The 25,332-nt window shown below is 66.2% G+C and carries 26 protein-coding genes; 3 read left to right on the top strand and 23 right to left on the bottom strand.

Annotation, left to right across the window (positions count from 1 at the left end; translation table 11 throughout):
- Window positions 1-63: 63 nt before the first annotated feature.
- From BM070_RS08355 to BM070_RS08335, 5 genes are all read right to left on the bottom strand, one after another.
- Window positions 64-2,523, bottom strand: a complete 2,460-nt coding sequence (locus BM070_RS08355; protein WP_074931806.1) for a heavy metal translocating P-type ATPase — start codon at window positions 2,521-2,523, stop codon at window positions 64-66.
- A gap of 132 nt (window positions 2,524-2,655) precedes the next feature.
- On the bottom strand, window positions 2,656-2,955 hold the full coding sequence (locus BM070_RS08350; protein ID WP_009517028.1) for a DUF2933 domain-containing protein: 300 nt from the start codon (window positions 2,953-2,955) through the stop codon (window positions 2,656-2,658).
- A 23-nt stretch (window positions 2,956-2,978) separates the two neighbouring features.
- Window positions 2,979-3,467 (bottom strand): DUF411 domain-containing protein, encoded by a 489-nt coding sequence (locus BM070_RS08345; RefSeq protein ID WP_009517026.1) that lies wholly within the window; start codon window positions 3,465-3,467, stop codon window positions 2,979-2,981.
- 34 nt (window positions 3,468-3,501) lie between these two features.
- Complete coding sequence (locus BM070_RS08340) at window positions 3,502-4,593, bottom strand: copper resistance protein B (protein WP_174484801.1); 1,092 nt, start codon at window positions 4,591-4,593, stop codon at window positions 3,502-3,504.
- A gap of 23 nt (window positions 4,594-4,616) precedes the next feature.
- Window positions 4,617-6,503, bottom strand: coding sequence for a copper resistance system multicopper oxidase (locus tag BM070_RS08335; protein ID WP_009517024.1), 1,887 nt, complete (start codon window positions 6,501-6,503; stop codon window positions 4,617-4,619).
- A 261-nt stretch (window positions 6,504-6,764) separates the two neighbouring features.
- On the opposite strand from BM070_RS08335, the gene BM070_RS08330 reads away from it, so the two are divergent.
- The gene (locus BM070_RS08330) at window positions 6,765-7,448 is read left to right on the top strand and encodes a heavy metal response regulator transcription factor (RefSeq protein ID WP_009517023.1); all 684 of its coding nucleotides are present in this window, start codon (window positions 6,765-6,767) and stop codon (window positions 7,446-7,448) included.
- The gene (locus BM070_RS08325; protein WP_074931800.1) at window positions 7,435-8,895 is read left to right on the top strand and encodes a heavy metal sensor histidine kinase; all 1,461 of its coding nucleotides are present in this window, start codon (window positions 7,435-7,437) and stop codon (window positions 8,893-8,895) included. Before BM070_RS08330 ends, BM070_RS08325 begins: the two co-directional genes overlap by 14 nt.
- A gap of 75 nt (window positions 8,896-8,970) precedes the next feature.
- Here BM070_RS08325 and BM070_RS08320 read toward each other — a convergent pair whose 3' ends face one another.
- The 9 genes from BM070_RS08320 to BM070_RS08270 all read right to left on the bottom strand — a co-directional run bounded on the left by BM070_RS08320 (window position 8,971) and on the right by BM070_RS08270 (window position 16,429).
- Window positions 8,971-10,956, bottom strand: coding sequence for a relaxase/mobilization nuclease domain-containing protein (locus BM070_RS08320; RefSeq protein ID WP_009517021.1), 1,986 nt, complete (start codon window positions 10,954-10,956; stop codon window positions 8,971-8,973).
- A 448-nt stretch (window positions 10,957-11,404) separates the two neighbouring features.
- On the bottom strand, window positions 11,405-11,992 hold the full coding sequence (locus tag BM070_RS08310; protein WP_012202386.1) for a S26 family signal peptidase: 588 nt from the start codon (window positions 11,990-11,992) through the stop codon (window positions 11,405-11,407).
- Window positions 11,989-12,546 (bottom strand): DUF2840 domain-containing protein, encoded by a 558-nt coding sequence (locus BM070_RS08305; RefSeq protein WP_012202387.1) that lies wholly within the window; start codon window positions 12,544-12,546, stop codon window positions 11,989-11,991. Before BM070_RS08305 ends, BM070_RS08310 begins: the two co-directional genes overlap by 4 nt.
- Window positions 12,543-12,818, bottom strand: a complete 276-nt coding sequence (locus tag BM070_RS08300) for a hypothetical protein (RefSeq protein ID WP_012202388.1) — start codon at window positions 12,816-12,818, stop codon at window positions 12,543-12,545. The genes BM070_RS08305 and BM070_RS08300 overlap by 4 nt, the downstream gene beginning before the upstream one ends.
- The gene (parA, locus tag BM070_RS08295) at window positions 12,815-13,453 is read right to left on the bottom strand and encodes a ParA family partition ATPase (protein WP_012202389.1); all 639 of its coding nucleotides are present in this window, start codon (window positions 13,451-13,453) and stop codon (window positions 12,815-12,817) included. Before parA ends, BM070_RS08300 begins: the two co-directional genes overlap by 4 nt.
- A gap of 253 nt (window positions 13,454-13,706) precedes the next feature.
- Complete coding sequence (locus BM070_RS08285) at window positions 13,707-14,564, bottom strand: replication initiator protein A (protein WP_012202390.1); 858 nt, start codon at window positions 14,562-14,564, stop codon at window positions 13,707-13,709.
- A gap of 26 nt (window positions 14,565-14,590) precedes the next feature.
- The gene (locus BM070_RS08280) at window positions 14,591-14,881 is read right to left on the bottom strand and encodes a helix-turn-helix transcriptional regulator (RefSeq protein ID WP_016451569.1); all 291 of its coding nucleotides are present in this window, start codon (window positions 14,879-14,881) and stop codon (window positions 14,591-14,593) included.
- 83 nt (window positions 14,882-14,964) lie between these two features.
- Window positions 14,965-15,738 carry a DUF2285 domain-containing protein gene (locus tag BM070_RS08275; protein ID WP_016451570.1) on the bottom strand — a complete coding sequence of 258 codons (774 nt, stop codon included), beginning with the start codon at window positions 15,736-15,738 and terminating at the stop codon, window positions 14,965-14,967.
- Window positions 15,739-16,081: 343 nt separating this feature from the next.
- Window positions 16,082-16,429, bottom strand: a complete 348-nt coding sequence (locus BM070_RS08270) for a DUF2958 domain-containing protein (RefSeq protein WP_012202392.1) — start codon at window positions 16,427-16,429, stop codon at window positions 16,082-16,084.
- Window positions 16,430-16,645: 216 nt separating this feature from the next.
- On the opposite strand from BM070_RS08270, the gene BM070_RS08265 reads away from it, so the two are divergent.
- On the top strand, window positions 16,646-16,939 hold the full coding sequence (locus BM070_RS08265; RefSeq protein ID WP_012202393.1) for a helix-turn-helix domain-containing protein: 294 nt from the start codon (window positions 16,646-16,648) through the stop codon (window positions 16,937-16,939).
- Between the two features lie 364 nt (window positions 16,940-17,303).
- On the opposite strand, the gene BM070_RS08260 is transcribed toward BM070_RS08265, so the two are convergent.
- The 9 genes from BM070_RS08260 to BM070_RS08210 form a co-directional block, all read right to left on the bottom strand.
- Window positions 17,304-17,618, bottom strand: a complete 315-nt coding sequence (locus BM070_RS08260; RefSeq protein ID WP_016451571.1) for a DUF736 domain-containing protein — start codon at window positions 17,616-17,618, stop codon at window positions 17,304-17,306.
- A 790-nt stretch (window positions 17,619-18,408) separates the two neighbouring features.
- Complete coding sequence (locus BM070_RS08250; protein ID WP_012202395.1) at window positions 18,409-18,801, bottom strand: YkvA family protein; 393 nt, start codon at window positions 18,799-18,801, stop codon at window positions 18,409-18,411.
- Window positions 18,798-19,751 carry a CDF family Co(II)/Ni(II) efflux transporter DmeF gene (dmeF, locus tag BM070_RS08245; RefSeq protein WP_012202396.1) on the bottom strand — a complete coding sequence of 318 codons (954 nt, stop codon included), beginning with the start codon at window positions 19,749-19,751 and terminating at the stop codon, window positions 18,798-18,800. Before dmeF ends, BM070_RS08250 begins: the two co-directional genes overlap by 4 nt.
- A 46-nt stretch (window positions 19,752-19,797) precedes the next feature.
- Complete coding sequence (locus BM070_RS08240) at window positions 19,798-20,070, bottom strand: metal/formaldehyde-sensitive transcriptional repressor (RefSeq protein WP_012202397.1); 273 nt, start codon at window positions 20,068-20,070, stop codon at window positions 19,798-19,800.
- Window positions 20,071-20,330: 260 nt separating this feature from the next.
- Window positions 20,331-20,540, bottom strand: a complete 210-nt coding sequence (locus BM070_RS08235) for a hypothetical protein (RefSeq protein ID WP_012202398.1) — start codon at window positions 20,538-20,540, stop codon at window positions 20,331-20,333.
- 63 nt (window positions 20,541-20,603) lie between these two features.
- A complete protein-coding gene (locus BM070_RS08230) occupies window positions 20,604-22,667 on the bottom strand; it encodes a ParB/RepB/Spo0J family partition protein (protein ID WP_016451573.1) in 2,064 nt (687 codons plus the stop codon).
- Window positions 22,668-22,731: 64 nt separating this feature from the next.
- A complete protein-coding gene (locus tag BM070_RS08225) occupies window positions 22,732-23,556 on the bottom strand; it encodes a DUF932 domain-containing protein (protein WP_012202400.1) in 825 nt (274 codons plus the stop codon).
- A 710-nt stretch (window positions 23,557-24,266) separates the two neighbouring features.
- The gene (locus BM070_RS08215; RefSeq protein ID WP_012202401.1) at window positions 24,267-24,545 is read right to left on the bottom strand and encodes a hypothetical protein; all 279 of its coding nucleotides are present in this window, start codon (window positions 24,543-24,545) and stop codon (window positions 24,267-24,269) included.
- A gap of 65 nt (window positions 24,546-24,610) precedes the next feature.
- Window positions 24,611-24,961, bottom strand: coding sequence for a DUF2958 domain-containing protein (locus BM070_RS08210; RefSeq protein WP_012202402.1), 351 nt, complete (start codon window positions 24,959-24,961; stop codon window positions 24,611-24,613).
- Window positions 24,962-25,332: the final 371 nt, after the last annotated feature.

Below are 25,332 nucleotides of genomic sequence, written 5' to 3'. Positions count from 1 at the left end.
AGCGCAGTCCGATCAGATGGTTGTGTGGCGCGATAGCGACCTCCTGGTTCAGTTCTTGACCGGTCATTGCCCTCGGGGCCCGGCACCACGCAGGCGCAAGGCGTTGCCGACCACCGACGCCGAACTGAGGCTCATGGCCAGAGCCGCGATCAAGGGGGACAGCAGCCAGCCCGTGAAGGGATAGAGCACGCCGGCAGCAACCGGGATGCCGAGCGCGTTGTAGAGAAAAGCGAACACGAGGTTTTGCTTCATGTTGCGCACCGTGTCGACCGAAAGCGTGCGCGCCACGGCGATGCCCCGAAGGTCACCCTTGACCAGGGTCACCTGCGCGCTGTTCATCGCCACGTCGGTGCCCGTGCCCATGGCGATGCCCACGTCCGCCTTGGCCAGAGCCGGTGCATCGTTGATGCCGTCACCCGCCATGGCGACGACACGGCCTTCCTTCTGCAGACGCTCGATCAACTGCAGCTTGTCGGCCGGCTTGACCTCGCCATGGACCTCGTCGATGCCCAGGCGGGCACCCACCGCCTTGGCGGTGGTATGTCCATCACCGGTGGCCATGATGACGCGCAGGCCGGCCGCCTTGAGCGCGGCCAAAGCCTCAGGGGTGCTGTCCTTGACCGGATCGGACACGGCCAGCAGGCCGGCAAGCTGACCGTCGACCGCCAGGTACATGACGCTCGCGCCCTCGCTGCGCAGCGCCTCCGCCTGCGGCACCAGTGGATCAACCGAAACACCCGCCTGCTGCATCAGCACCGTGTTGCCCAGCGCCAACTGGCGCTGCTCGACCTTGCCTCGCACGCCGATGCCGGTCCCCGATTCGAAGCCTTGCGGCTTGGCGAGTTGCAACCCCTGGGCCCGGGCAGCCTGCACGATGGCGTCGGCCAAGGGGTGCTCGCTGCCCTGGTCCAGGCTGGCCGCCAGGCGAAGCACCTCCTGGTCGGTGAAGCCAGCAACGGCGACGGCTCGGTCGAAGGCGGGACGACCTTGCGTCAGGGTGCCCGTCTTGTCGATGACCAGCGTATCGACCTTGCGCAGGTTCTCGATCGCCGCGGCATCTCGGAACAACACGCCCTGCGTGGCGCCGCGGCCGGTGGCCACCATGATGGACATCGGTGTGGCCAAGCCCAGCGCGCACGGGCAAGCGATGATGAGGACCGCAACGGCATTGATCAGCCCATACACCCAGGCCGGTTGCGGCCCGTAGAACCCCCAGACGAAGAGCGTCGTCAACGCGATGGCGACCACGACCATCACGAAGTAGCCCGCGACGAGGTCGGCCATGCGTTGCATGGGCGCCTTGGAGCGCTGAGCTTGGGCAACCATCTGCACGATCTGCGAGAGCACGGTGTCAGAACCGATGCGCTCCGACCGCATGACCAGTGCACCACTGGTGTTGAGTGTGGCGCCGATCACCTTGTCGCCCGCGCGCTTGCTCACCGGCAGCGGCTCGCCGGTCAGCATGGACTCGTCGACCGCGCTACTGCCCTCGTGCACCACGCCGTCGACGGGCACCTTCTCGCCGGGGCGGATGCGCAGCAAATCGCCCACGTGCACATGGCTGAGCGGCACATCCTCCTCGCGCCCATCAGCGCCGATGCGGCGCGCGGTCTTGGGCGCCAGTCCCAGCAGCGACTTGATTGCCGCAGAGGTCTGCGAGCGGGCCTTGAGTTCCAGCACCTGGCCCAGCAGGGTCAGCGAGATGATGACGGCCGCGGCCTCGAAGTACACCCCGACGCGGCCCATGGAGAAGAACGAAGCCGGAAACACCTGTGGTGCCACGGTCGCTACCACGCTGTAGAGGAAGGCGGCTCCCGTACCCAGGCCGATGAGGGTCCACATGTTCGGGCTGCGGTGCACCACCGACTGCCAGCCGCGCGAGAAGAAGGGCCAACCCGCCCACAGCACGATCGGCAGCGACAGCACCAGCTCGACCCAACTCTGCGTGGCCATGTCCATCAGATGCAACCGCTCGCCCGCCATGGCGAGCGCCAGCACCACGAGCGTCAACGGCAGCGTCCACCAGAACCGGCGAGAGAAGTCGCGAAGCTCGGGGTTGTCATCGTCCAGGTCGGGCAACAGCGGCTCCAGCGCCATGCCGCACCTCGGGCAGGTACCAGGGTGGTCCTGGCGAATCTCCGGATGCATCGGGCAGGTGTAGACCGAGCCCGGCGCTGCGGCGGGCGTTGGCGCGGCCTGCGCCATCGGATCCTTTGCCGTGTGCACGTAGCGCAGCGGCTGCGTGTCGAACTTGTTCTTGCAGCCGGCGCTGCAGAAGAAGTAGGTGCGCTCTTCGCGGCTGGAACGGTGCGGTGACTGCGACGCGACCGCCATGCCGCAGACGGGATCCCGTTCTCCGGCCTCGGGCTTCGAGGCATCCGATGAACTTGCGCCGTCGTTCTTGGGCAGGTCGGCACTGTGCTCGTGGTCCTCGTGGTGCGCATGTGGGCGGGAGCCCGACGCGTCCTTAGGCGCGTCGTGAGGGGGATGTCCATGACCTGACGATGGGAGGGAAGAGTTCATGTTGTGTGCTGGCCTCGCCTAAGTTCAAGCGGCGCGATAAGCGCGAAGGGTTCGTCCGACATCCTCAAATACCGTGGAGCGCCGCACTCACACCTCATAGAAAAGACGCGCGGGCGTGCAGCTTCGCTTCGTTCATCGCTGCTCGCCGCCGGAAGCCGGGACCGCGTTCGACGCTTCCTTGCCTTCCCGCGACGGCTCGGTGTTGTTGTCGTCGGCGCGGTGACCGTGGCCTCGGTGCATGAAGAGGTGCATCAGCGGACATGCCGCAAGCAGCAGGAATGGCAGATAGCCTGCGATATGCGTCAAGTGCCCCTTCAGCAGGAAGTACGCAGCGACGGCCGCGATTGGCACCAAGATCAGGAAAGCCAGGCCGTAGCGCGACCGCCAGAATTGGGGGCGGCCGCTGGGTGTCTGCGTGTGCGCATGGTGCATAAAAAGCTCTCCCGGATCCGTGTTCAGCGATGCGACTGGAAGACCGTGCTCTTGCCGTCCGCCGTCAACAGCAACACGTCGTAGGCGTCCTTGCGGTCACCGTACACGGGACCGTCCATGCCGGGCGAGCCGACCGGCATGCCTGGTGCGGCCAGGCCGATGGCCCGCGGTGCTTCCCGCAGTAGACGACGGATGTCTGCGGCCGGGACATGGCCCTCGATGGCGTATCGCCCGATCTGCGCCGTGTGACAGGAGCCGAACTTCTGCGCGATGCCCAGGCGCGCTCGCGCGGCGTTGTTGCCGCTATCGAAAACCTGCACCTCGAACCCAGCCTGCTCCATGTGCGTGATCCAGTCCTTGCAGCAGCCGCAGCTCGGGTCCTTCCAGACCTTGGCCGTCAGCCGCTCCTGGGCCAGGACGGGGCCCGCCAGCAGCAAGGCAAGGACGCCCGCGATGGCGGCTCGGCGCTTCGCTTCGACCGGACGCTGCGTGTGCTGTGTTGTCGTGTTCATGCTTTGCCCACTCCTCACGTCGACGTGTTACCAACTAAAACCAGAAGCGCACACCGGCCACCCAGCGTGTTTGCAGGGGGCGGCCGCCCGAGGCGCGCACGTAGTCGGCGGTCTGGCCGAAGCTGCCCGCGCGCTCCACGCCGATGTAGGGCGCGAACTGGCGGCTGAACTCGTAGCGCAGTCGCAGGCCCGCGGACGCTTCGGCGAGGCCCTTGCCGATGCGCCGCTCTGGATCGTCCTTGCCGTAGAACTGCAGCTCGGCGCGCGGCTCGAGCACCAAGCGCTGGGTCAGCAGCATCTCGTAGCTGCCCTCCAGGCGCAGCGCGGTCCTGCCGCCGCTGCCCACGTAGGCGGTCGCGTCCAACTCGAACCAGTACGGCGCGAGTCCCTGGATGCCGAAGGCCAGCCACTGGCGGCTTGGTCCCTCGCCGGTGTCCAGGCGGACGCCCAGTTGCGTGTCCCAGAAGGTGGAGACCGCATGGCCCCACAGCAGTTCGGTGCGCGCCTCTTCGAACTTGCCGCCCGCCACGTCGCCCTCGGCCTTGAGCACCGCCCGATTGAAGGCGTTCCCATACCAGGCTTGCAGGCCGTAGGCCGTGTCATTGCCGCCATTGCGCGTGAAGCGACGCTCCAGGGTTTCGGCCCGTAGCGAGAAGAAGGCGTGCTCGTCGGCCAGCATGAGCCGTGGCACGCCCGGCACGGCGTAGTCACCCGATCCCAGCTTGAGGCCATTGGAGTAGGCGTGCGGATCGCGCGCATCGGGCGGGGCCGAGCCGCCTTGCATGCGCATGTTGCCGTGGTCCATGGCCGGTGCGGCGGTCGCGGAGGAGGCGCCACTGGCGGGCGCACCATGCCCGGCATGAGGATCGGTCGCCGCGGCAGCGGCAGGCGTGGCCGGCGCAGAGGGCGAAGACGGCGCGCCGCTGGCGGGAGCCCCGTGTCCGGCATGCGGGTCAGCGGCGGCAGGATTCGCGGTTGCGGCAGGTGCGACTGCTGGCGCGGGTGTGGCGCGGGGAGCGGCTTGACCATGGGCGCTGTGGTCGTTCTGCGCCCGGGCTTGTGTGGCCACGCCGACAAGGGCCATGAGCGCGATGGACAGTGCGCGAAGGGGGAGTGCTTGGGACATTCTGGATCTTCCTTGTGCTGGGCTCAGGACACCACGACTTCGCGGAACATGCCGGCATCCATGTGGAACATCAGATGGCAATGCCAGGCCCAGCGTCCGAGCGCGTCGGCCGTCACAAGGAAACTGATGCGTTGCGCGGGCTGCACCGGCAGGGTGTGCCGGCGGGCGAGGAAGCGGCCATCCGGGCTCTCCAGCTCGCTCCACAAACCGTGCAGGTGCATGGGATGGGTCATCATCGTGTCGTTGTGCAAGATGACCCGCAGGCGCTCGCCGTAGCGAAAATGGACCGGCGTGGACTTGCCGAACTCCAGTCCGTCCAGAGACCAGGAATAGCGCTCCATGTTGCCCGTCAGGTGCAACTCGACCTCACGGCCGGGGCCCCGTTTGTCCAGCGGACCCGATGGCGTGTGCAGATCCGCGAGGGTCAGGACACGCCTCCCGTTGTTGCGCAGGCCGATGCCGGGGTCATCCAGGTTGGTGCGCGCCATGTCGACCCGCATGTCCGTGCTCGCGCCGTATTCGGTGCGCGCGTGGCGCGCCGTGGTGCTTGGCACAGCCAGCGCGCCCGCGGCATGCTGGCTGTGGTCCATGGCCATGCCGCCGTGGTTCATGGCGCCATGGTTCATCCCGCCCATCGCGCCGTGGTTCATGCCAGTCATCGGGGTCGCGGCCATGCCGGCCATGCCGGCCATGCCAGCCATTCCCGTCATGCCGGTCATTCCCGTCATGCCGGCATCCTGGCCCGAAGCGCCGTGGTCCATGCCGCCCATCATGTCGCCCATGCCGAGCCATTCCACCGGATCCAAGGCAGGCACCGGCGCCTGCAGGCCCTCGCGCACTGCCAAGGTGGCACGCGCATACCCGGTGCGCTCCATGGCCTGCGCGAAGATCGTGTAGGCGTCGTCGCGTGGCTGAACGATGACGTCGATGGTCTCGCCCGGGCCGAAGCGGAATTCGTCGACCGTCACGGGCTCCACATCCACGCCATCGACGTGCACGACGGTGAGCTTGAGCCCAGGGATGCGTACGTCGTAGAAGGTGTTACCCGCGCCGTTGACCATGCGCAGGCGCACGCGTTCGCCCGGACGGAACAGGCCCGTCCAGTTGCCCGCCGGGGTCGTGCCGTTGGCGAGGTAGGTCAGGGTCGCGGAGGACAGATCGGCGAGATCGGTCGGGTTCATCCGCATTTCGTTCCACATCTTGCGCTTGCCGAGCGCAGCAGCCATGCCATCGCGCGAAACGTCGCGGAAGAAGTCGATGACGGTGGGCTGGTTGAAGTTCAGGTAATCGCTCTGGGACTTGAGCTTGGCGAAGATCCGCATCGGGTCTTCGTCGGTCCAGTCCGAGAACACGAGCACATGCTCGCGGTCGGCGTGGATGGTCTGGGGCCCGGCCGGATCGATGATGATCGCCCCATACATGCCGGTGAGCTCTTGCATGCCGGAGTGCGAGTGGTACCAATACGAACCGCTTTGCTCGACTTTGAATTGGTAGGTGAAGGTCTCGCCCGGCGCAATGCCGTCGAAGCTGATGCCGGGCACGCCGTCCATCTGGTAGGGCAGGATGATGCCGTGCCAGTGGATGGAGGTGGACTCGCGCAGCTTGTTGGTCACGCGGATGGTGACCGTTTCTCCTTCGCGCCAGCGCAGCGTTGGCGCGGGAATAGTGCCGTTGATCGTGGTTGCGATACCGGGCTTGCCTGTGAAATTGACGGGCGACTCAGCCACCACCAAATCGAACTCGTTGCCGCTCAGAACGCGAGGCCCCCCGACCGTTCCAGGGCCCTGCTGCGCAAACGCCTTGAGCGCGGGTGTCGACAGGCCAGCCATGACGCCACCGGCGGCCAAGCCCTGTACGAACCGCCGCCGGGACAAGCCCGGGGGCATGATTAGAAAAGGCGAGCGCGGCATAGGGTGGGATCCTCCAGGGGGTCAACGACAGTCGTCCTTGCCCGGACCCGGCCAGCCCGCTGGTCTCAGGGTCCAACGCACAAGGTTCGACGCATGGAGGACATCCTAAGGAGGGGGCGTTTTCCAACCCATGACCCGTCCATTACTTTCATGTAATGGTTGTGTCATCCTTCGGGAAGGGGCAGAGCGGTACATTGCCCGGTAGTGGGCGCAAAAGTCCCACGCGGCCCCTCTCACCGCAACGATTCTGTAAGGAAAGCCATGAAGATGCTGGTCGTCGAGGACGAAGCCAAGACGGCGGACTATGTGCGCCAAGGCCTGCAGGAGGCAGGCTTCATCGTGGACTTGGCCCGCACCGGCCTGGAGGGCCATCACCTGGCCATGAGCGAGTCCTACGATTTGATCGTTCTGGATGTCATGCTGCCGGACGTCGATGGCTGGCGCATCGTGCGCTCGCTGCGGGCGGCGGGCAAACAGGTCCCGGTGCTGTTCCTGACAGCGCGCGGCAGCGTGGACGATCGGGTCAAGGGCTTGGAACTTGGCGCCGATGACTACCTGGTTAAGCCGTTCGCGTTTTCGGAGTTACTGGCGCGCGTGCGCACGCTGCTGCGACGCGGCACTGCGCCGAGCCAACCCGACCGCATTCAGATTGTCGACCTGGAGCTCGATCTGGCACGCCGACGCGCCACACGGGCCGGCAAGCGTATCGCGCTGACCGTCAAGGAGTTCGCCTTATTGGAGCTGCTGGCACGTCGCCAGGGAGAAGTGCTGCCGCGCTCGCTGATTGCGTCCCAGGTGTGGGACATGAACTATGACAGTGACACCAATGTGATCGACGTGGCGATCCGCCGGCTGCGCGCGAAGATCGACGATGCGTTCAACCCCAAGCTGATCCACACCGTGCGCGGCATGGGCTACACGCTCGACACCGATGACGGCCTCTAAACCTGAGACGTCGGCCATTGGCCACGCCAAGCAGGTCAGGCCGACCCGGCGGCGCAGTCCCGCTTCGCTCGCCCTGCGCGTGACGGCATTGATCGGCGCGGCCATCACCTTGGTGTTCCTCTGTTTCCAGTGGGCCATCGTCCGATCGTTGGAGCATCACTTTGCGCAACAGGACGCGCATGAACTGGACGCGGTCATCTCGGCCCTGGCCGAGCCCTTGCGTCAGGGCGACGACATGGACCGCGACGCGCTGGGGCAGCAACTTGCCAATGCGGTGGCGGGGCACCACGGGATGAGCTACGCCGTCTACGACCAGACAGGCAACACCATCTACGCCACGGCGGGTCCTGACCTGTCCAAGATGAACCTGGCCCCCAAGCCTCTGGCGCAGATCGACGCCGAGGAGTTGGCGGTGTGGCAGGATCGTCAGCGGTCCTACCGGGGCGTTGCGTTCGAATTTGCAGCAGGCCCTACTTCGGATGCGCCACGCTACCGCATCCTCGCTGCCATGGACATCGGCTTCCACCTGGAATTCCTCGGGGAGTTCCAGCGCATGCTGCGTTGGGTGACCTTCATGGTCCTGTGCATTGCGCTGCTGGCCGCTTGGCTGGCGGTCCACTGGGGGCATCTGCCGATCCGCAAGGTCAACGAGAAAATCCGTGCCATCCGTTCGTCCAAACTGGACGTGCGACTCGACCCACGCGACGTGCCGATCGAGCTGTCAGAGTTGGTGTTCGCCTTCAACGACATGCTGGCGCGCATCGAGGAAGGCTTTGCCCGCTTGTCGCACTTCTCTGCCGACATTGCGCATGAGCTGCGCACCCCGGTGACCAACCTCGTGACACAGACCCATGTGGTGTTGGGGCAGCCCCGTAGCGCCGAAGAGTACCGGGAGATCCTGTACTCCCATCTGGAGGAGTTCGATCGCATGAGTCGCATGATCGCGGACATGCTGTTTCTCGCGCAGACCGAGAACGATCCACGCAACATCCGCATGAGCCAGGTCGACCTGAGTGCGCTGGTCCGGGGCTTGTTCGACTACTACGAGGCCCTCGCCGACGATCGACACATCACGCTCAGCCTCAAGGGCGCGGTCGAGCCGGTCCTGGCGGATCGCGAGATGTTGTCGCGGGCCATCGGCAACCTTCTTTCCAATGCCATTCGCTACACGCCGCGCGAGGCTCGGATCATCGTCACGCTCAAACAGGACGACCAGGGAACGGTCATTCGCGTCGAGAACCCGGGTGAGCGGATATCGGACGCCGATCTGCCCAAGCTCTTCGATCGCTTCTACCGCGCCGACCCTGCCCGCCAGCGCAAGTCCGCGGGGGCCGGCCTCGGACTGGCGATCGTCAAATCAATTGCCGAAGCTCATGGTGGACATGTGCAGGCAACGTCCAACGATACAGCGACTAAATTTGATCTAACGCTGCCTCGCATCGCTTAGGTTGGCCTCCCGCCATTGCGGGAGAATGCAGATCGTGGATGGGCGCAGTTTCGGCTCGTCGGAAGCAGGTGCTCGTCAGGTGATGGACATGCCTTTCTGTCGTCCGATCTCCCATGACACGCCACCGCCGCGTACAGTGGCAGCAAGTTGCTGACCTAGCCGTTGCTCGATCACTGGTTTCCACGGCACTAGGCTGAATCCCATGCCGTCATCGAGCATCGCGTAGCGACCGCTGGCCAGCATGACGGAGCGCCGGTAGATGCCGGCCACACGCTGCCCGTCGGCCACCGGGTGATGCTCCAGGCCGGTGTCGGCGGCAATGTCCTTCGCGGCCTGCGCTAGCTCCCGATTGCGCAGTGTGCCCAGCAGGTTCCGGGCGACGATCACGCGCTGCCCGCGCCGCTCGGCCATTCCCTGTTCGGCCAGGAAGTCGGCGCGCTGCTGCATCGCCTGCTTGGCCTCGCCACCAAAGCCCAGGTCGCCCAAGCCCGAGCCACCACCGATCAATTGCTGGTCGAGCCAGGTGGCCCCGATCACGCGAGCCTGCCGCTCGATGGGCAGATGCGATTTCAGTTCCACAGCCACGCCGCCAAGGCGCTGCGCGTCGTGGCGGCGGCCCTGTTCGGCTAGGTCGTCCGGCATCTTCCATAGTCCCTCGGCCACGCGCTCCACGATGCCGGCGCGGCGCAAGGCTTCCAGCCGGCGGACGTGGGCCGCGACGACTTCCTGCGGATCGCGGCCGGGCTTGGCCCGGCCTTGCTCAATCGCAAGGTGATGATCGGTGCGGTACAGGCCATCGCTCGCCAGCGCGGCGATGTTCTTGTCGGCCGCGCGCACATCGGCTGCCCCCTTTACCTCCACCACGGCGCCAATCGGGTAGTTCGCCAGCTCGTCGCGGGCGTTGAGCGCGACGTAGTGGGCCTTGCCGTCCACGCCGTCGATGACCAGATAGCCCCGGTCGCGCAGCTCGTCGGCAAGCCCCTTCGCGGCCACGCGGCCGAGGATGGTTTGGCCATCGTCGCCCGGCTCGAACACCGCCAGCTCGCGCGGCTCGCCGCGCATGGCCCGCTGCATGGTGCGGATGATGTCGCCGCGCTCGCCCAGGGCGCGTAGGGTCTTTTCGGCGTCGGCATGGACAGCCCAGGTGCCCGGCTGTATCTCATCGGCCAAGCCCAGGCGCTGCAAGCGTTGCAGGCGGCCGATCAGCAGCAGGCGCTGGCGTTGCAATCTCGGCTCGTTGAGGCATTCGACATGCACCAGGCCATCGTCGCCCAGCTCGCGCTTGAGCGTGCGATCCAGGCTCGTCCACCGTTCTTGCTCCACCTCGCGCCGCAAGGTCTGCTGGATCTCCAGCTCGGTGCGCGGCCCGAGCCATTCGGTCGCCAGTTCGGCGGCGCGATGGCGGAAGCCATCGGCGATGTAGTTGCCGGCGATGATGAGGTCTTTGCCGGTGTCGTCGCGCCCGCGCACGATCAGGTGGGTATGCGCGTTGTCGGTGTTCCAGTGATCGACGGCCACCCACTCCAGCCGTGTGCCCAGGTCGGCCTCCATTCGGCCCATCAGGTGCCGCGTGTAGGTGCGCAGGTCTTCCAGCTCGGCGCCATCCTCGGGCGAGAGGATGAACCGAAAGTGATGCCGGTCGTCGACGCAGCGTTCCTTGAAGGCGTCGAGGTCGGCGGCATCGGTCTGCGGCCCGTAGGCTTGACCCGGCTCGCCATCGCGGCCCACACCGTCGCGCTCAATGTAGCGCAGGTGCTTGGCGAGCGACTGCGGGCTGGCCCGCTGCTGATTGACCAGCAGCGTCTTGATAGTCACGCGCCGCGACACGGGCGTGAGCTTCGCTCCGACGAAGCGCGCCGCCGTGTGGCCGCGCCCCAGGCGCGAGCCGGGCCGCTGGCCGGTGCCCCTCCCGGAGCCGCTGGCAGCGCCAGGACGACGCACCGACGACTTGCCGCTGCTGGCCTTGCCTGCCTGCTTGAGCACCTTGGAAACGAAGCCCTGGCCCCGGTTCTTCGGGGCGCTGGGGCGGATGCGGAAATCGTCGTCGCGGCGGTCGGTCATGGCTGCGCTCCCTGCAAGCTCTGGCGTGTCCTGTCGTGCGAAGCACACGCACATGCCAGCATTGGCGCGAGCCTCGCGCTCCACGCGGCACGGCGGCGAAGCCGCTCCGTGCTGCGCCAACCCCACGTGCAGACTGGCTTTGCGGGCCGACAGGTGCCGCTCCCTTTTGTCTTGCCTTCCGCATTTGCCTCCCGCATCCGCTCCCGGCAATCGCGGCCCGGTGGCGCTGCTGCACCAGCAGCCAGCGCGCCGGCGAACGCGGATACGGCCGCAGGCCGGGCGCGTTCGAGGCAAGACGCCTGCACGTTGGACGGCTGCGCCGGAGACAGCGCGAAGTGCGGTGCGAATGCACCCGCACTGCACGCGCGACGACACGGCGACGACCAGCAGGACGACACGCCCGATGGCACGATGAGATGCATGGCAACGTGCAGCGAATCGACGGCCATCATGGGCGGGATTCCAGCCAGATCGGATGCGCGACGCCGATCACGGCGGATGCGCTGACCGGCCCGAAATACCGGCTGTCGAACGACGCCGGGTTGGTCACGCTCAAGAGGAACAGTTCGCCAGGCCGAAGCTGGCGGCACTGCCGCCAGGAAGGCAGCGGACGGCCCAGCCGGTCGGCGGGCAGCACGGCGGCCACCGGCACGCCGTCGATCCAGACCAGCGCATCAAACACGCACACCGTTTGCGGCGCGACGGCGCCCACGCGCTTGAGCAGCGGCACGCGCGCCGGCAGGTAGCGGCGCTGCGCGGCCAGCGCGGCGGTGTCTGCCGGCAACGTGGTCAAGACGATGCTGCCAACGGACAAAGGCTGGTGCAGCGAGTCGGTACGCTGGTGGAGCGGTTCCACGCGATACCAGCCGACCGCCACGCTGTCGGACGGGTTGTAGATGATGCGCGGCAGCGGATGCACGAAGGACGCCCAGGCCAGCGCAGCGAGGCCGCAGGCAGACAGGCACGCGAGCACGATGCGAGCGCGCAGGCGTGAGCGAGGACGCGGCGCGGTGCCGACAGTCGAAACGGCGGTCATGGCAGCGCCCTCCCGATGAGCCATCCGGCGTGCCGCTCGGCGGTGTATTCGGGCAGCGGCAGGCGCGCAGCGAGCCGGTTGGCGAGCGTGCGCCAGTACGCGGGTGAAGCGGCGGATGGCGCGATCCCCAGCGCCTCGATGGCGTCGATGCGCTCCAGCACGGCGCGCACCTGGTTCTCGCCCTCGGTGTGCAGCAGCAGGCGTGCGCCCGGCTGCACACCGGGGATGCGCTGCGCCGCGTCCAGCGGCGTGCAAGCCTGCATCACCATGAGCTGCCAGCGAACAGTGCCGTAGTCGGTGGACTGCCAGCGAATGCGGCAGAACATGGCATTCGGCATGAATACGGCGAGACTGCGCCAGCGGTCGAGCCGCAGCGTGCGCGCCGGTTCGCCGAAGCGCAGGTAGAGCTTGAAACGGTGCTCCAGGAAGGCCAGCGAAACGCGCGTTAGCGGCGTTGATGTTGGCCCCGTCGCGTGTGCTAGGAGTGGCGGCGACGGTGCAGCCGTGGCCGCGAAGGCAACAGGCGCGGGGGCAGACGAAGCGGATGCGGTCATGGTGTGTTCTCCCTGCGTTGTTCTGGAAACTCGCGCTCCAGCAGGCCGCGCAGCAGTTCGGCCACCGTCACGCCTTGCGTGAACGCCGACACCTTGATGCGCGCCCGCATTGCGGGCGTGATGTCGAGCGTCAGGCGTGCGGTGTAGAGGTCGCCCTTGCCCAGCGCATCGGCGTCGCCCTGGCGAATCCACGCCTCGGCGTGCGGATTCGCGGGCGGACGCGCGCCGATGCCGACGCGCTTTGTCGTGCGCTTGCTGGCGGGGCTGCTCATGTCGGCCACCGCAGCAGTTCGTCCACCAGTGCGGTGATTTCGCGCGCGGCGACGCTGTCCGGCGCCGTCTCGCGTGCCAGCCGGCCAGCAGCCACGCTGTCGGCGAACACGATGCGTTGATGCACTTCCGCGCGCAGCGCAGGAAGCGGCTGCTCGGCCAGCGCGCCGCGTGCTTCGCGTCCGATCACCGTGGTGCTCACGCGCCGGTTGATGACGAAGGCCGCGCGCAGCGCAGGCCGAAACACCTGCGCCTCGCGGATCAGCGCCACCATCTCGGCGCTGGCCCACAGGTCGTAGGGGCTGGGCTGCACCGGGATCAGCACGCGCTCGGCCGCCAGCAGCGAGGAGCGCGCCAAGGCGGCGATGCGCGGCGGCCCGTCGATGACGACGTGATCGGCCCGCCTGGCGAGTTCTGGCGCTTCCTGGTGCAGCGTTTCGCGTGCGAGGCCCACGGCGCTGAACAGCCTTGGCAAACCTTGCTGGCTGCGGCGCTGCGTCCAGTCCAGCGCGGAGCCTTGCGGGTCGGCGTCCAGCAACACGACGTGTTGGCCGCGCATCGCCAGCTCGCCAGCGATGTGGGTAGCCAGCGTGGTTTTGCCGACGCCGCCTTTCTGGTTGAGCAGCGCGACGATCATGGCCTGGCCCTCCCTGTTGGAAAGCCCGGTTGTTGCCGCTGTGCTTCGCGCCGCGTGGCGGTTTTCCACCGAGGTGCGGCGCTTCTACTACCAGTTAGATGTTTTAAGTTAGGGAAGTTAGGGGAGGCCGAAACCCGCGCCGTTATTGGCTTTGCGGCCGATCCGTACTCCTGATAGCACGAGAGTCGTACTCCCGATAGCACGATACCTCGTACTCCTGATAGCACGAGCCCGTCCACAAGCTGCGCACCGTTTATCCCCGTGCCGCGAACGGCACGGGCCGGAAGGTCAGCAGCTCGGCGCTGTTGTCCGGCATCCGCTCGATGCCTAGGACGTAGCCGGGCAGCGACTGCCGCGCGACCAGTGCGCGCAGGTCGTAGGCGAAGTCTGAGAAGCGCGTGGCACTGCCCGATTTCCGATACAGGTGTCGGAAATCGAATTGCCAACCACCCGGCTGTCGCCCGCCGTGTTTGCGCACCAGCCGGTACAGCCATCGCTCGATGCCGCCCGTGAGCCGGAAATACGCTGGGTCGATGGTCAGCACCAGCGCGGCATCCATGACGCCCGCGTAAAACCAGTCCGGCAGGATCAGCTCCAGCCCTAAGGGCGTGCCCTTGGTATCGGCCAGTTCCTTCCATTCGTTGATCCACGAGAAGCGGTGCAGCCGTCTTCCCGTGGTCTCCCGAATGGACGTGGCCACCGTCGTGGATTGCAGGCGATCCAAGGCCGCCTTGAGGCGCTGGTAGTCGCGCAGCGACGTACCGCGCCCAATGAATCGCTGGATCTCGTAGGGCGTGGCCTGCATGAGCCGCGATGGACGCAAGCCCGCGTCGCGCGCCTCCACAATCTGCGAAGCCGCCCAAATGAGCACATCTGCATCCCAAATCGTGGCGATGCCATGCTCCTGCGTTCCCTCCACGCGGATCGTGATGCCGCTGGCGCGGAAGTCGATCGGCGCCACGCGCCGCGACTTCGCCAGCGAGAAGAACGGAAAGGCCATCAAATCCTGGCTGTCGCGCGGCGCCATGTCGCCCGGCAGGGCACGGAACAGGTCGAGCTGTTCGCGCTCTGGCACGAGCCGCTGCCGGGACGGCAGCGCAGGGCTGGACATGGCGAAAGCCACCCGCGCGCCAGCGGTCAGCGCGCACGGCTGTCCGCCGAATGCTGCTCGGCGTACTCGGGATCGGATGTGCTCTCGAAGCTGCGCTCGGAAGCCCAGGCATCGAGATCGGCCACGGCGTACATGACGCGGCGGCCGAATTTGCGGAACTTGGGGCCGCCGCCCAGCACGCGCTGCTTTTCCAGCGTGCGCGGTGACAGTCGCAGGTAGTCGGCGGCTTCGTCGTTGGTGAGATAACGCTGCGGTTGCGCGACAGCGGCCGAGGTGGTTGCGGGAGCGGCGGCAGGCCGCAAGGGAGCAGGACGCATGGTGAGAACCTCCATCGGTTGCAGGGCTCCGGCCACACAGCGCAACCGGATGGAGGCAGTCTCAGAAAATGAAGCTCTCTTGCTCAGGGTCGTTTTGCGTGGCCTTCAAAACGACCCTTCTCAAGCGGCGCAAGCTGTGCTAGGCGGCGATAGCCGCCGCGCATCAGCGCATCGCCGCGCCGCGTCAGGCGGCGCACCTTGGAGCGCAGGCCGCCGTCGCTGTACCAACCGGCTGCGGCATCCACGCCGAACAAGCCTTCGGCCACATCGCGCAAGGACGCACCCGCCAGGGTTGCGTCGAGCGCCTGCAAGGTGTGCAGTTCCAGCAAGGCCGAATGCGATGGCCGGGGCCGAGCATTGGCCAGCGCCGCACCGGGCGCATGGCCGCGTGCAGGTGCGGCAGCACCGCCGTGATGGGCATAGGCGACAGCCATGCCGTCCTCCAGGCCGGGTGCCAGCGCGAAGCGCAGGCAATGGCCAGGGCTGCGCGCGATCAGCACCAGCCGCTTGCCATCGTGGATCAATTGCTTGTGACCAGGGATGCGCCAGAACGCGAAGGCGGTGGCATTCTGCGGTGGGTCGGCATCGGGGTAGAGCTGCACCACGCCGGCATGGCCGGGGAGCCAGGCCGGATGCGCGTCGCGCGCATCCAAGGCTGGGTCTTCCAGCAGGCGTAAGCCCCAGCGATGCGCCGCGTGCTGTGCCGCCTGCGGCCGGCGATGACGGTGCAGCCAGTCGAGCCGGTAGTCGGGATGGCGCCGCAGGTACTCCCAGGCCAGTGCGAGTGCATCGAGCCGCAGAACGTAGAGGTAGGCGGCGGTGGGATACCAGTGCGGGAAATGGTGAGGGCTGACCATGACGAAAGCTCCTGTCGAACAGCAGGAACGTCGCCACGGGCCGATCAAAACGAAGCTATCGCATCCAGATCAAAACCATCATCTGCATCAATTCAAGCATGTAACATGCGGTGTCAAGACTGATTGGCTCCGGTGTATTGCGAATCCCGTCCGAATGCGACGACCGCCCGACCCGACAACGTCATGCGGCACAAAACACCGTGCCCGTACCCGCATAAAAGATCGTGACTGATTGGGTCACACCAGCACGGGTTGAATGCAAGAGTGCGGATTCAGACCGGACAGGTCTGGAATAAGACTGAAATAGTCCCAATACGCCCCGCTTGGCCGCAGTGCGAACGGTTCAATCGAGGATGGAACCATTCTCCTGGGCCAGCCGCAGATATTCCGACAGCGGGCGTGCCGCCTGAAAATACCGATCCCGCATCACGGGCTGCTTGCGTGGCCCGACGATGGATTCCAGATCGGACAGCTTCACGGTGCCCAGCTCGGGCATTCCCAGCCCCAGGTCGATCAGGCCAAAGGCCGTATCGCCATCGGCCGGATCGAGCGCGGCCAGCAGCCAAGTGAGATGCGCGTCCGGCGTGAACAACCGCACCACGGGCAACGGGTCGATGGAGCCGCCAGCGGCGCGATTCTGGCCGTGGGCCAGCAACTGCCTGCGCTCGTCCTCGGTGATGAGTCGGTTCATGGGCAGCCCTTTCTTGGAACAAATCCACCGAAGCGTGAAAGCGTAAAGCCGTATCGGCGGATTTGAGGAAATGCACGGATTCGGTTTTGTGCTTCCGTGAAAAACCGCAAATGCGTATTTCTGTAAAGACGTAGAAGCACGAAAAAGGATTGATTCGGAATGAATGAGTTAAAGATAACGTGGTTTTAATTGTGCTGCGAATTGACGCTTCTGTCTATGCAGAAGCGAACCGTCCAGCGCGGCCGACCGGCCGGCTCCACCACCCATGACGCCGAGCTGGCCCACGCCTTCGGCGCGGCGGTGCGTGCTCTGCGGATGGAGCGCGGCATCGCGCAGGAATCGCTGGCACACCAGGCCGGCATCGAGCGTTCCCACATGGGGAAGATCGAGCGCGGCGAGCACATGCCCACGCTGGCGATCATTTTCAAGATCGCTGGCGCGCTCGAATGCAGCACGGCAGTGCTAATGAGCGAGGCTGAAAGCCAGCTCGCAGCGGCGGCCCCGCCGTAGGCGCTGGCCCGGCCGATCCGGCGCAAGCCGGTTCGGCGGTGTTCAAGGGGCGCCAAGTGCAGCGCGGCGGGGATGGGCCTTGCGCCGATCCCCTGGAGCAAGCGACGCGCGCAGCGCCGCAGGCGCGAAGGCGTGAGGGATTGGCGCCGAATGGCCGTGACGACAAAGACGGCACGGGGCGCAGCCAGCTAAGCCCGGCGGTGCAAGGCACCGACACGCCCGGCCGTTCTTGCAGCCGCAGACTCGCCCCATGCCTCAACAGAAGCGGCCCAACATGGGCCACGCTCCTGCAATGACCAGGCTTCCATGCAGCTCTGCGAAAGCGGCACGGCGCCCCGCCGCGTGGGCGGGGCGCTGGCGGCCATCAGGCCGCCTGGGGCTTGCTGCGCGACCAGATCAGCGTGTGCGTGCCGTCCTCTTCCTCGATCAGCCGGGCATAGACCGTTGCTGGGAACGAAGGATCGTCGAGGGTCACGGACACGTAGGGCCGTTCGGCCTTGCTGACTTTCTTCCACGCCGCGCCGATGTCGAAGCCCGCCGCCTGCACGCGGAAGTCGGGGGCGTGTTCGTTGTCCCCCTTGTCGTTGGGAACCAGCTTGGCCTTGACGTTGAGGGTCAGGGTGCGCAGCGTGCCGGTGAAGCCGTCTTTGTCCGCGGTGAAGGTGCCGATGGTTGCCATGATGAATCTCCTTACGATTGAACAAGGTTCGCGCCCATCGCGTCCTTGTTGTGATCCGACCGGCGGGAGACGGGCTGGCTGCACCGCTTGCGGTCGCAACGCAGTGGAGAACCGGGAGGCGAAAAGAATTTGTCCCGCGAGGAATGCGCGCAGCGCAGGGGGAAATTGTTTTCGCCGGACGGTTGCAGCCATAAAGCCCGAGGCGCAGCCGTGCCACCGCCAGGATTCACAACAAGACAAGGACGCCTTGGGCCGAACCGCTTCGAAAGGAGACAGGGCTGACTCGGCATCCCCGCACGAACGCTGCACTGGCTCGCTCCCAGACGCGGGCCAGGTCAACACCCCAATGACGGGCGAGAACGCCCCGGTCACACCTTGCGGCGCCAGTCTTGAGGCGTGGCATGGAAGCTCCATAGCGATGCCGGGCGGGATGCCCGTGAACCGTCCTTCGTAACGTGATGGGCAGGAACCGTCAGCGTCGGGGACGGCACGCATCCGTACAACCTGCCGCAGCAAGCTCCAGCGTATTCGCCAGTTCCCCGCCCATCGCGGCGGGGGCGCCGGCTTGGCCGATCCGGCGTTGCCGGTTCGGCGGTATTCGACGGGCGTCAAGCACCGCGCGGCAGGGATGAGCCTTGCGCCGATCCTCAGGAGGCAAGCGCAGGCGCGAAGGCGTGAGGGATTGAAGCCGAATGGCCGTAATTCGGCACGAAGCACGGGACGCAGCTCGAAAGCCCGGCGGCGCTTCGCGCCGACACGCCCATGCCATTCAATATGCCCTCAGGAAAAACTAAAGATGCGGCATGAGCCAGAACCACAATGCCACCCCCATCACCAGCCACAGCGCCACGATCATCACTGCCCCGAACCGGCTCCGCGGCTTGGCGCCTTCCGCCAGCATCCATTCATCGGCCTGAATACGGCATTGCGCCAGCACATCGGATGGCAGCAGCTTCACAGTCAACCAGATCAGCACGGGCAACAAGATCACATCGTCCACATAACCCAGCACCGGAATGAAGTCTGGAATCAGGTCAATGGGACTGAGCGCATAGGCCACCACGAACAGCCCCAGCGCCTTGGCATACCAAGGCGTGCCGGGATGCTTGCCGGCAAACCACAGCGTCACGCCATCACGCTTGATCCGCCTGGCCCAAGCCTTCAAGGTGACGCCGATGCTCATGCGGCCCCGCGCTGCACTTCGATCGTGACATGCGACAGTTCGTGAATATGCGCGAGCAGTGCCTTGTAGTGCGCGGGCTCCTGGGGCTCCCGAGCCACCAGTGAGACGATGGCCGCGAAATGCCCTGGCCCCACCTGCCAGACATGCAGATCTGTAACCTCGCTTCCCGTCGGCTCCACGGCCTCCCGAATCTCCTGCCGCACTTCCTCGCCCTCGACTGCCGCATCGAGCAACACGCTGCCGGAGTCCCGGATCAGCCCCCATGACCAGCGGGCAATCACCAGCGCGCCCACCACACCCATGACCGGATCAGCCCACAGCCAGCCGTAGCTGCGGCCGAGCAGCAGCGCGACGATGGCGAATACGGATGTCAGCGCATCGGCCAACACATGGATGTACGCGGCGCGCAGATTGTTGTCGCGGCTCTTGCCTGGCACATGATGGTCGTGATCGTGGTGGTGATGTCCATGATTGTGACCGTGATGCGCATGGTCGTCCTTCAGCAGCCAAGCGCAGACCAGGTTGACGCCCAGGCCCACGACAGCCACGGCGATCGCCTGGTTAAAGTCGATATGGATGGGTTGGGTGAGCCGTACCAGACTTTCCCAAGCGATCAGCAGGGCAATCAAGGCCAGGACGATCGCGCTGGCGAAGCCGGCCAGATCGCCGAGCTTGCCCGTGCCGAAGGTAAAGCGCGGATTGCCCACATGCTGGCGCGCAAAGCGGTAGGCCAGCGCGGTAATCAGCATCGCGCCCGCATGGGTGGACATATGCCATCCATCGGCCACCAGCGCCATGGAGCCGTAGATCGAACCGGCCACGATTTCCACCAGCATCATGCTGGCCGTGAGAGCGATCACCAGCCACACCTTGCGCTCATTGCGCTGGTGGTCGCTGCCGAGAAAGAAATGGTCGTGGCCTGAGGCCGAGGGGGTATAGGTCATTGTCATCGGGGAGTCCCTGTCATCTGGAAAAGGTCGCCGGCGGGCGGCGGGTTTATTTCATGTAGGCTCGGATGACCTCGACCATTTCCTCGCCGCCCTGGCGGCGCTCCTTGTCCGTTTCAACTTCCAGGACGTGCTCGCGCAAATGGTCTTCCATCACCTCGGCGGTCAGGCCATTGACCGCGCCGCGCACTGACGCGATCTGGCGTAGCACTTCCACGCACGCCGCGTCTGATTCCAAAGCGCGCTCGATGCCTTCCAACTGCCCTTTGATGCGGCGAACACGGGCGACCAGCTTGTCTTTCTGGCGAGAGGTATGGGACATGACAGCCGACAATTAATATAGTCTAGGGGGCTATATTATAACAACAGCAAAGACGGCATGAGGCGCAGCCGGAAAACCCGACAGCGCGTTGCCGGGCGTGACGCCCGGCAATTTCAACGCCGCCGCCTGAGTGCCAGCGAAGGCGGCGGCGTTCTGATGGAGCTGTTGGGCCTTCAACACCGGGCGCGGCCACCGCCGCGCCCGGATTGGGCTTTTACCGCGCCCAGGACGGAACGGCCTGGGCGCGGTGCTGATCGCGGTTATTCCTTCGTTTTGATGAGCCACCACACGGCGCGCGGCAAGGCGCGTCCCGTGATGGGGTGAATGTCGGCGAGGTCGGCGCGCGTCGTCCAGCCCGAGGGCGGGAGGTAGCCGCACACGTCGCCATCGCCGCGCCAGCGGCGGGCGCGCACCGTGCCGGGCGCGTAGATCGCCGCCATGCGCGGGCGGCTGGTCGTGGTGCGGGTCATGGGGCGGTTCTCCTTCCAGCGAAGCGCCCCGGTCAAGGCCGGGGCGATTGCCATTGGCGCGGGTCAAGCAGCCAGCGCCTCGGCGGGTTCATCCGCCATTACCTCGGCATCCTCCGGGGCGTCCTGTTCCGGGCCTTCCTCCTGCGCAGCTCCCTGCGAGCCTATGGCCTTGAAGATGGCGGGCATCCAGCCCGTACCATCGGCCAGTCGTTCGGCTTCGCTGGCAATGTCGGCTTTCTTCAGCTTTGCCAACCGGGTGACGTGCTCGGGCGCGTACTCGCCCACGGCTCGCAGAATCACGGCCTTTGGAACATGCCGGAAATACCCCTCGGCAGTCGGCTGCCACCACGCGGCCATGTCCAGCCCCACGGCCTGCGCTAGTTCCGCGCCCGGCTGCTGCACCGTGGCACGCGGCGTCACCACGTCCACCGTCGAAGCCACGCACACGGCCAGCAGCTTGACCAGTTCGCCTTGCTCCATCGCCAGCAGCGCAGCGAACAGTTCGGCGCTGTCCTCGGGCAGCTTCTCGCCCCATGCCTGCTGCGCCTCGTGCAGAGCCACAGCAGCAGGCGATTCCGGCCAGTCCGGGGCCATGCCTTCCAGCCTGTCCTGCACCGTGAGGCGAACCCCCAGCGGCAGATCGTGGCCGTAGTGACTGCCCTGCAAGATGGTTTGCACCATGCCATGCACCAGCGCCGCCAGCGCCACCTGCGGATGCCGGGCGACTTCGGTTTGCAGCGCGGCGGTGCGGTGGGCGCTCAAGCGTTGGGCCAGCCGGTCGGACATGGCTGCGGCCTTGGGTGCTTCGTCGGCATCTTCGCCGTCGTCGTCGCCTTCGATTTCCGCGCCGCTAAAACCTTGGCGCAGCTTCTCCAGCGTGCGCAGCGCCTTGGCCTCGGCTTCGCGCAGCAACCCGCGATGAATGACGGCTTCGCCGTTGCGGTCGATGGTGACGATGGCACCGGCTGCGGCCTTCACGCTCGCGGCATAGTCCAGCAAGCCATCCTCCAATGCCTGCAACTGCTCGCCCAGGCGCTCGCCTTCTTCCTGCAAGGCTTCGGCCTTGTCCTCGTCGTCGGCGTCCATCGCGGCATCAATGGCTTCGGCCACTTCCTGCATCTTGGCCTGCAACTTCTCGATGCGCTGTGCGTCGCGCTTGCCCGGTGCGCGGCGCTCCCTCGGCGCACGCTGAAAGGCGTGCAGGTCGGCATGGGTCACGCCCGGCGTGGCATCCACCCATGCCCAGCCCTCGGTGCGGATTGTGTCGGCAATGCTCGCCAGCTTCTGGCGCACCAGCGTTTCCAGCAGAGCGGCATCGTTGAGGTACACGCCCGCATCGCCTTCCGCGAACAGGTCGCGGCGGATGCCTCCGCCTGCCTGCTCGTAGGTGTCCAACCCGACAAAGCGCACCAGCGGATGCGATGCCCCAATCTCGCGCTCGGTCAGCCGCTCGCGCAAGTTGGACGGGTTGCGCTGCCACTGTGGCGCATCATAGAACGCGGCCTCCTGCGCGGCGTGGTCGTCGGTGATGGACAGCGCCATCAACTGATCCAGCGTCACGGCATCGGCGCGATAGTCGGCCATCAGGCGGGGCGAGACATTCGCCAGCTTCAAGCGGCGCTGCACCACCAGCGGCGTGACGGAGAAATCCGCCGCAATGTCCTCGATGGGCCGGCCCTCGGCCACCAATGCCGCAAACGCTTCAAACTGATCTGCGGGGTGCATGGCTTCGCGCTGCACGTTTTCGGTGAGGCTGGCCGTGCGGGCCGTGCCATCGGCCACCTGCAGGCAAGGCACCTCCCAATCCTTGGCGATGCGGTGTTTCTTCGCCAGCAGCTTGAGGGCTGCAAGGCGTCGGCCACCGGCCACCACCTCGTAATGCTCGCCATCAGCGGCGGGAATCACGATCAGGTTTTGCAGCAGGCCAACGCGCTGGATGCTCGCGGCCAGTTCGGGGATGGACATGCGCGGGGTCTTGCGCACATTGCGGCCCGTGGGGCGCAGCACCAGCCGCGACAGCGGAACCAGAATCATGTGCTTGCTCGGGTCGGCGGCTTGCAGCACGTTCGCTGCGCTGCTGGCTGCGGTGTGGACGGCGCGGGCTTCGGTAGTGGTAACGGCGTTCATGGTGAATCTCCAATAAGTGAAACAAGGAAATGGAGGGGAACCGCCCCTCCGGCGGGGGAACGGTTCAAGCCTTAAGCTGGCGCATACCATCGGCCAGCAGCCACAGGGCACGGTTCAGCCGAATGTCGGAATCAATGCCCTGCACGGGGCGGGTCTGCTGCCTGCGTCCGTTGGTGCTGCGCCCGGACAGGCCGCCTTTGGTGAGGTTTTCTTGAGTGCGGTTGAACACGCTCCACAAGTCCGGGCGGCGGTCGTCGAAGCGGCGCGGCATCAGAATTTGCGATTCGGTGACAGGCGCTGGCTTGTCCGGGTCGTCGTACTTCAACGCCAGCGCAGCACGGGCGAACACCTCCGATTCGCCATCGTCCAAGGTGATGCCGCGCATCAGGTCGCGCGATTCCTTCACCCGCTCGAAGCCGCTCAACACCTCATAAGCGCCTTCGATGACGTGCCCGGCCACGTTGCCTTTGTGGGGTACGCGCACATCGGCCACGGTGTCACCGCACACCAGCCCATTGCTGCACACGAAGCGGAACATTCCGGCCAGCATCTGGTAGCTGCTCGTGCCGTCATGGGAGTTCAGCAGCACGATTTCGTTAGCTTCCGCGCCGTTGATCTGGCTGGCATGGCGCAGGCGCAGCATGTGTTTCGTGTGCTCGCGCTTGCCTTCATCGCGCACGCGGGTCTGCGTCACCATGAAGGGTTGAAACCCCTCTTTGCGCAGTTCGGTCAGCACGGCGGCGGTGGGGATATAGGCGTACCGCTCGGAACGGCTCTCATGCGGTGCATCCGCGAAGATGGACGGGGCCACCCTGCGAATCTGGTCATCGGACAGCGGGTAGCCGCTGCGCAGCGCCGGGGAGTGGGAAGCGAAACGGGTTGCAAGCATGTCGTTCTCCTGAACAAAAAGGCTGTTGAAGAAAACCGCACACCGGATTCCTAGATTCGGAGCCCAGCCTTTCGGCTGTTCGGTGCGGTCGGCACGAGGAACCCGGTTGGCCCTGTTGCCACCGTCCTTCCTGAGTTCATCGCCCGCGACGGTCAGGAGCGCGCGGACGGGGGCCGTCAAGGAGACAAGCGCAGGGTTGGTGCGGCCCGCAGGCGCAGCCGAGGACACGGCCCTGCGCGCCTTGACGGCACACAGCCGCGGGCTACAGTCGCGGTGAAGGTGATGAAGTCAGGGAAGACGGCTGGACATGGCAACGGCCGTCCCTACACACCGACCGCACGGCAAGCGAAGCGCGCAGGCCCGAAGCTGGAAGCCGGGCCGGAGGCGTCAGCCGAGCGGAGCGAGGGAACGATGGAAGCCCGAAGGGGCGAGACGCCGCAGGCGGCTCGATGCGCCACGCGCACGACAGCGCGACCGGCTATCTCCCAGGTGGCCGGGGACGCCCAGCCTTCAAAGTGGAATGAACAACTGGATCAGGATGAGCAAACGCGAGGCATCGTCGATCTGCGGCTGATGTTGTCTGGCCGATCCGGCGCAGCCGGTTCGGCGGTCTTTGAGGGGTGCCAAGCATCGCGCGGCGGGGATAGCCCGCAGGGCTTTCCCCTGGAGGCAAGCGAAGCGCGCAGCGCCCCGTCAGGGGCGCGTAGGCATCATGCCGAGTCGTCAGGACGCAGGCTGGATTCCGCAACCGGCATCCACGGCGATGACGAGTCCAGCAGGTATCGCGCACCGCGCGCGTACAGACCCGACAGCCCGGTGGGCTGGTAGAACCCGGTGACGCGGCGCCGGAACTGTGCGCCGTACTCGTTGGTGTAGATCACCGCGTCGCCGATCTTGAAGCGCAAGGGCTGGCCGTTCTCCGGCGCGAACGGCTTGAGCGCATCGTGCTGCGCCGTGATTTCGATGATGTAGTCGTGATGGCTGCTCATGGCATTGATCTCCTTCGATGGTCGAGAAAGCACAAGGAGCGCCTTGCGGCGCTCCCAAGGCCAGGTCAGACAGCGATCCGCCCGGCCAAGCGCGCATCGCGCGCATAGGCGCTCAACCGCTTCTCGGCGCGGAAAGACAGGTCACGCTCGATCGGCAACCCCAGCCGCCCGCGCACCGCTGCCAGCTCGCCCAGGCTGACCCAGCCGATTTCCGGCATCCCCAGGCCCAGGTCGCAAAGACCAAAGACGTGGTCGTGGTCGTCGGGATCAATCTCGGTCAGCAGCCAGGTCGCGCCCGCATCGGGCGTGAACAGCTTGACTACGGGCGCCGGATCGAAGTCCGGGTTCTCCAAGGATGCGCGGCCGTTGGCCAGCAGCAGCGCACGCTGCTCGTCGGTGATGAATGCGTAGTTCATGCTGAACTCCTGAAAGGATGCCGGGCGGAATTGCCCAGCCCCTGCGGGTCACGGCGCAGCGCAAGCCGTCAAGGGGCACGACGGCCGCAGGCCGCAAGCGCCCATGGCGCGCCGCCCTTTACGGCGCGAACGCCGTGGCACCATGGGGAGACAGCAAGCCGCCACACCCCACCATCCAGCTACACCCGGTCTTGGCAAGCGCAGCGCGCAGGCCCTGGTCAGCAAGTTGGGCCGGAGGTGTCAGCGATGAGAGCCCGCATGGGGCGAAACCCGCAGGGGTTCAATGCGCAGCACGACAGCGTGGCCGGCCATGCTCCAGTGGCCGGGATCGCCCTGCATCTGCGGTGAAACAGAAAAACGCCTTGGGTGAC

The organism is Paracidovorax wautersii (assembly GCF_900113035.1).
GTDB classification, from domain to species: Bacteria; Pseudomonadota; Gammaproteobacteria; order Burkholderiales; family Burkholderiaceae_C; genus Paracidovorax; species Paracidovorax wautersii.
The sequence above is the reverse complement of the archived record's forward strand: the minus strand, read 5'-3'. Positions and strand labels throughout refer to the sequence as shown.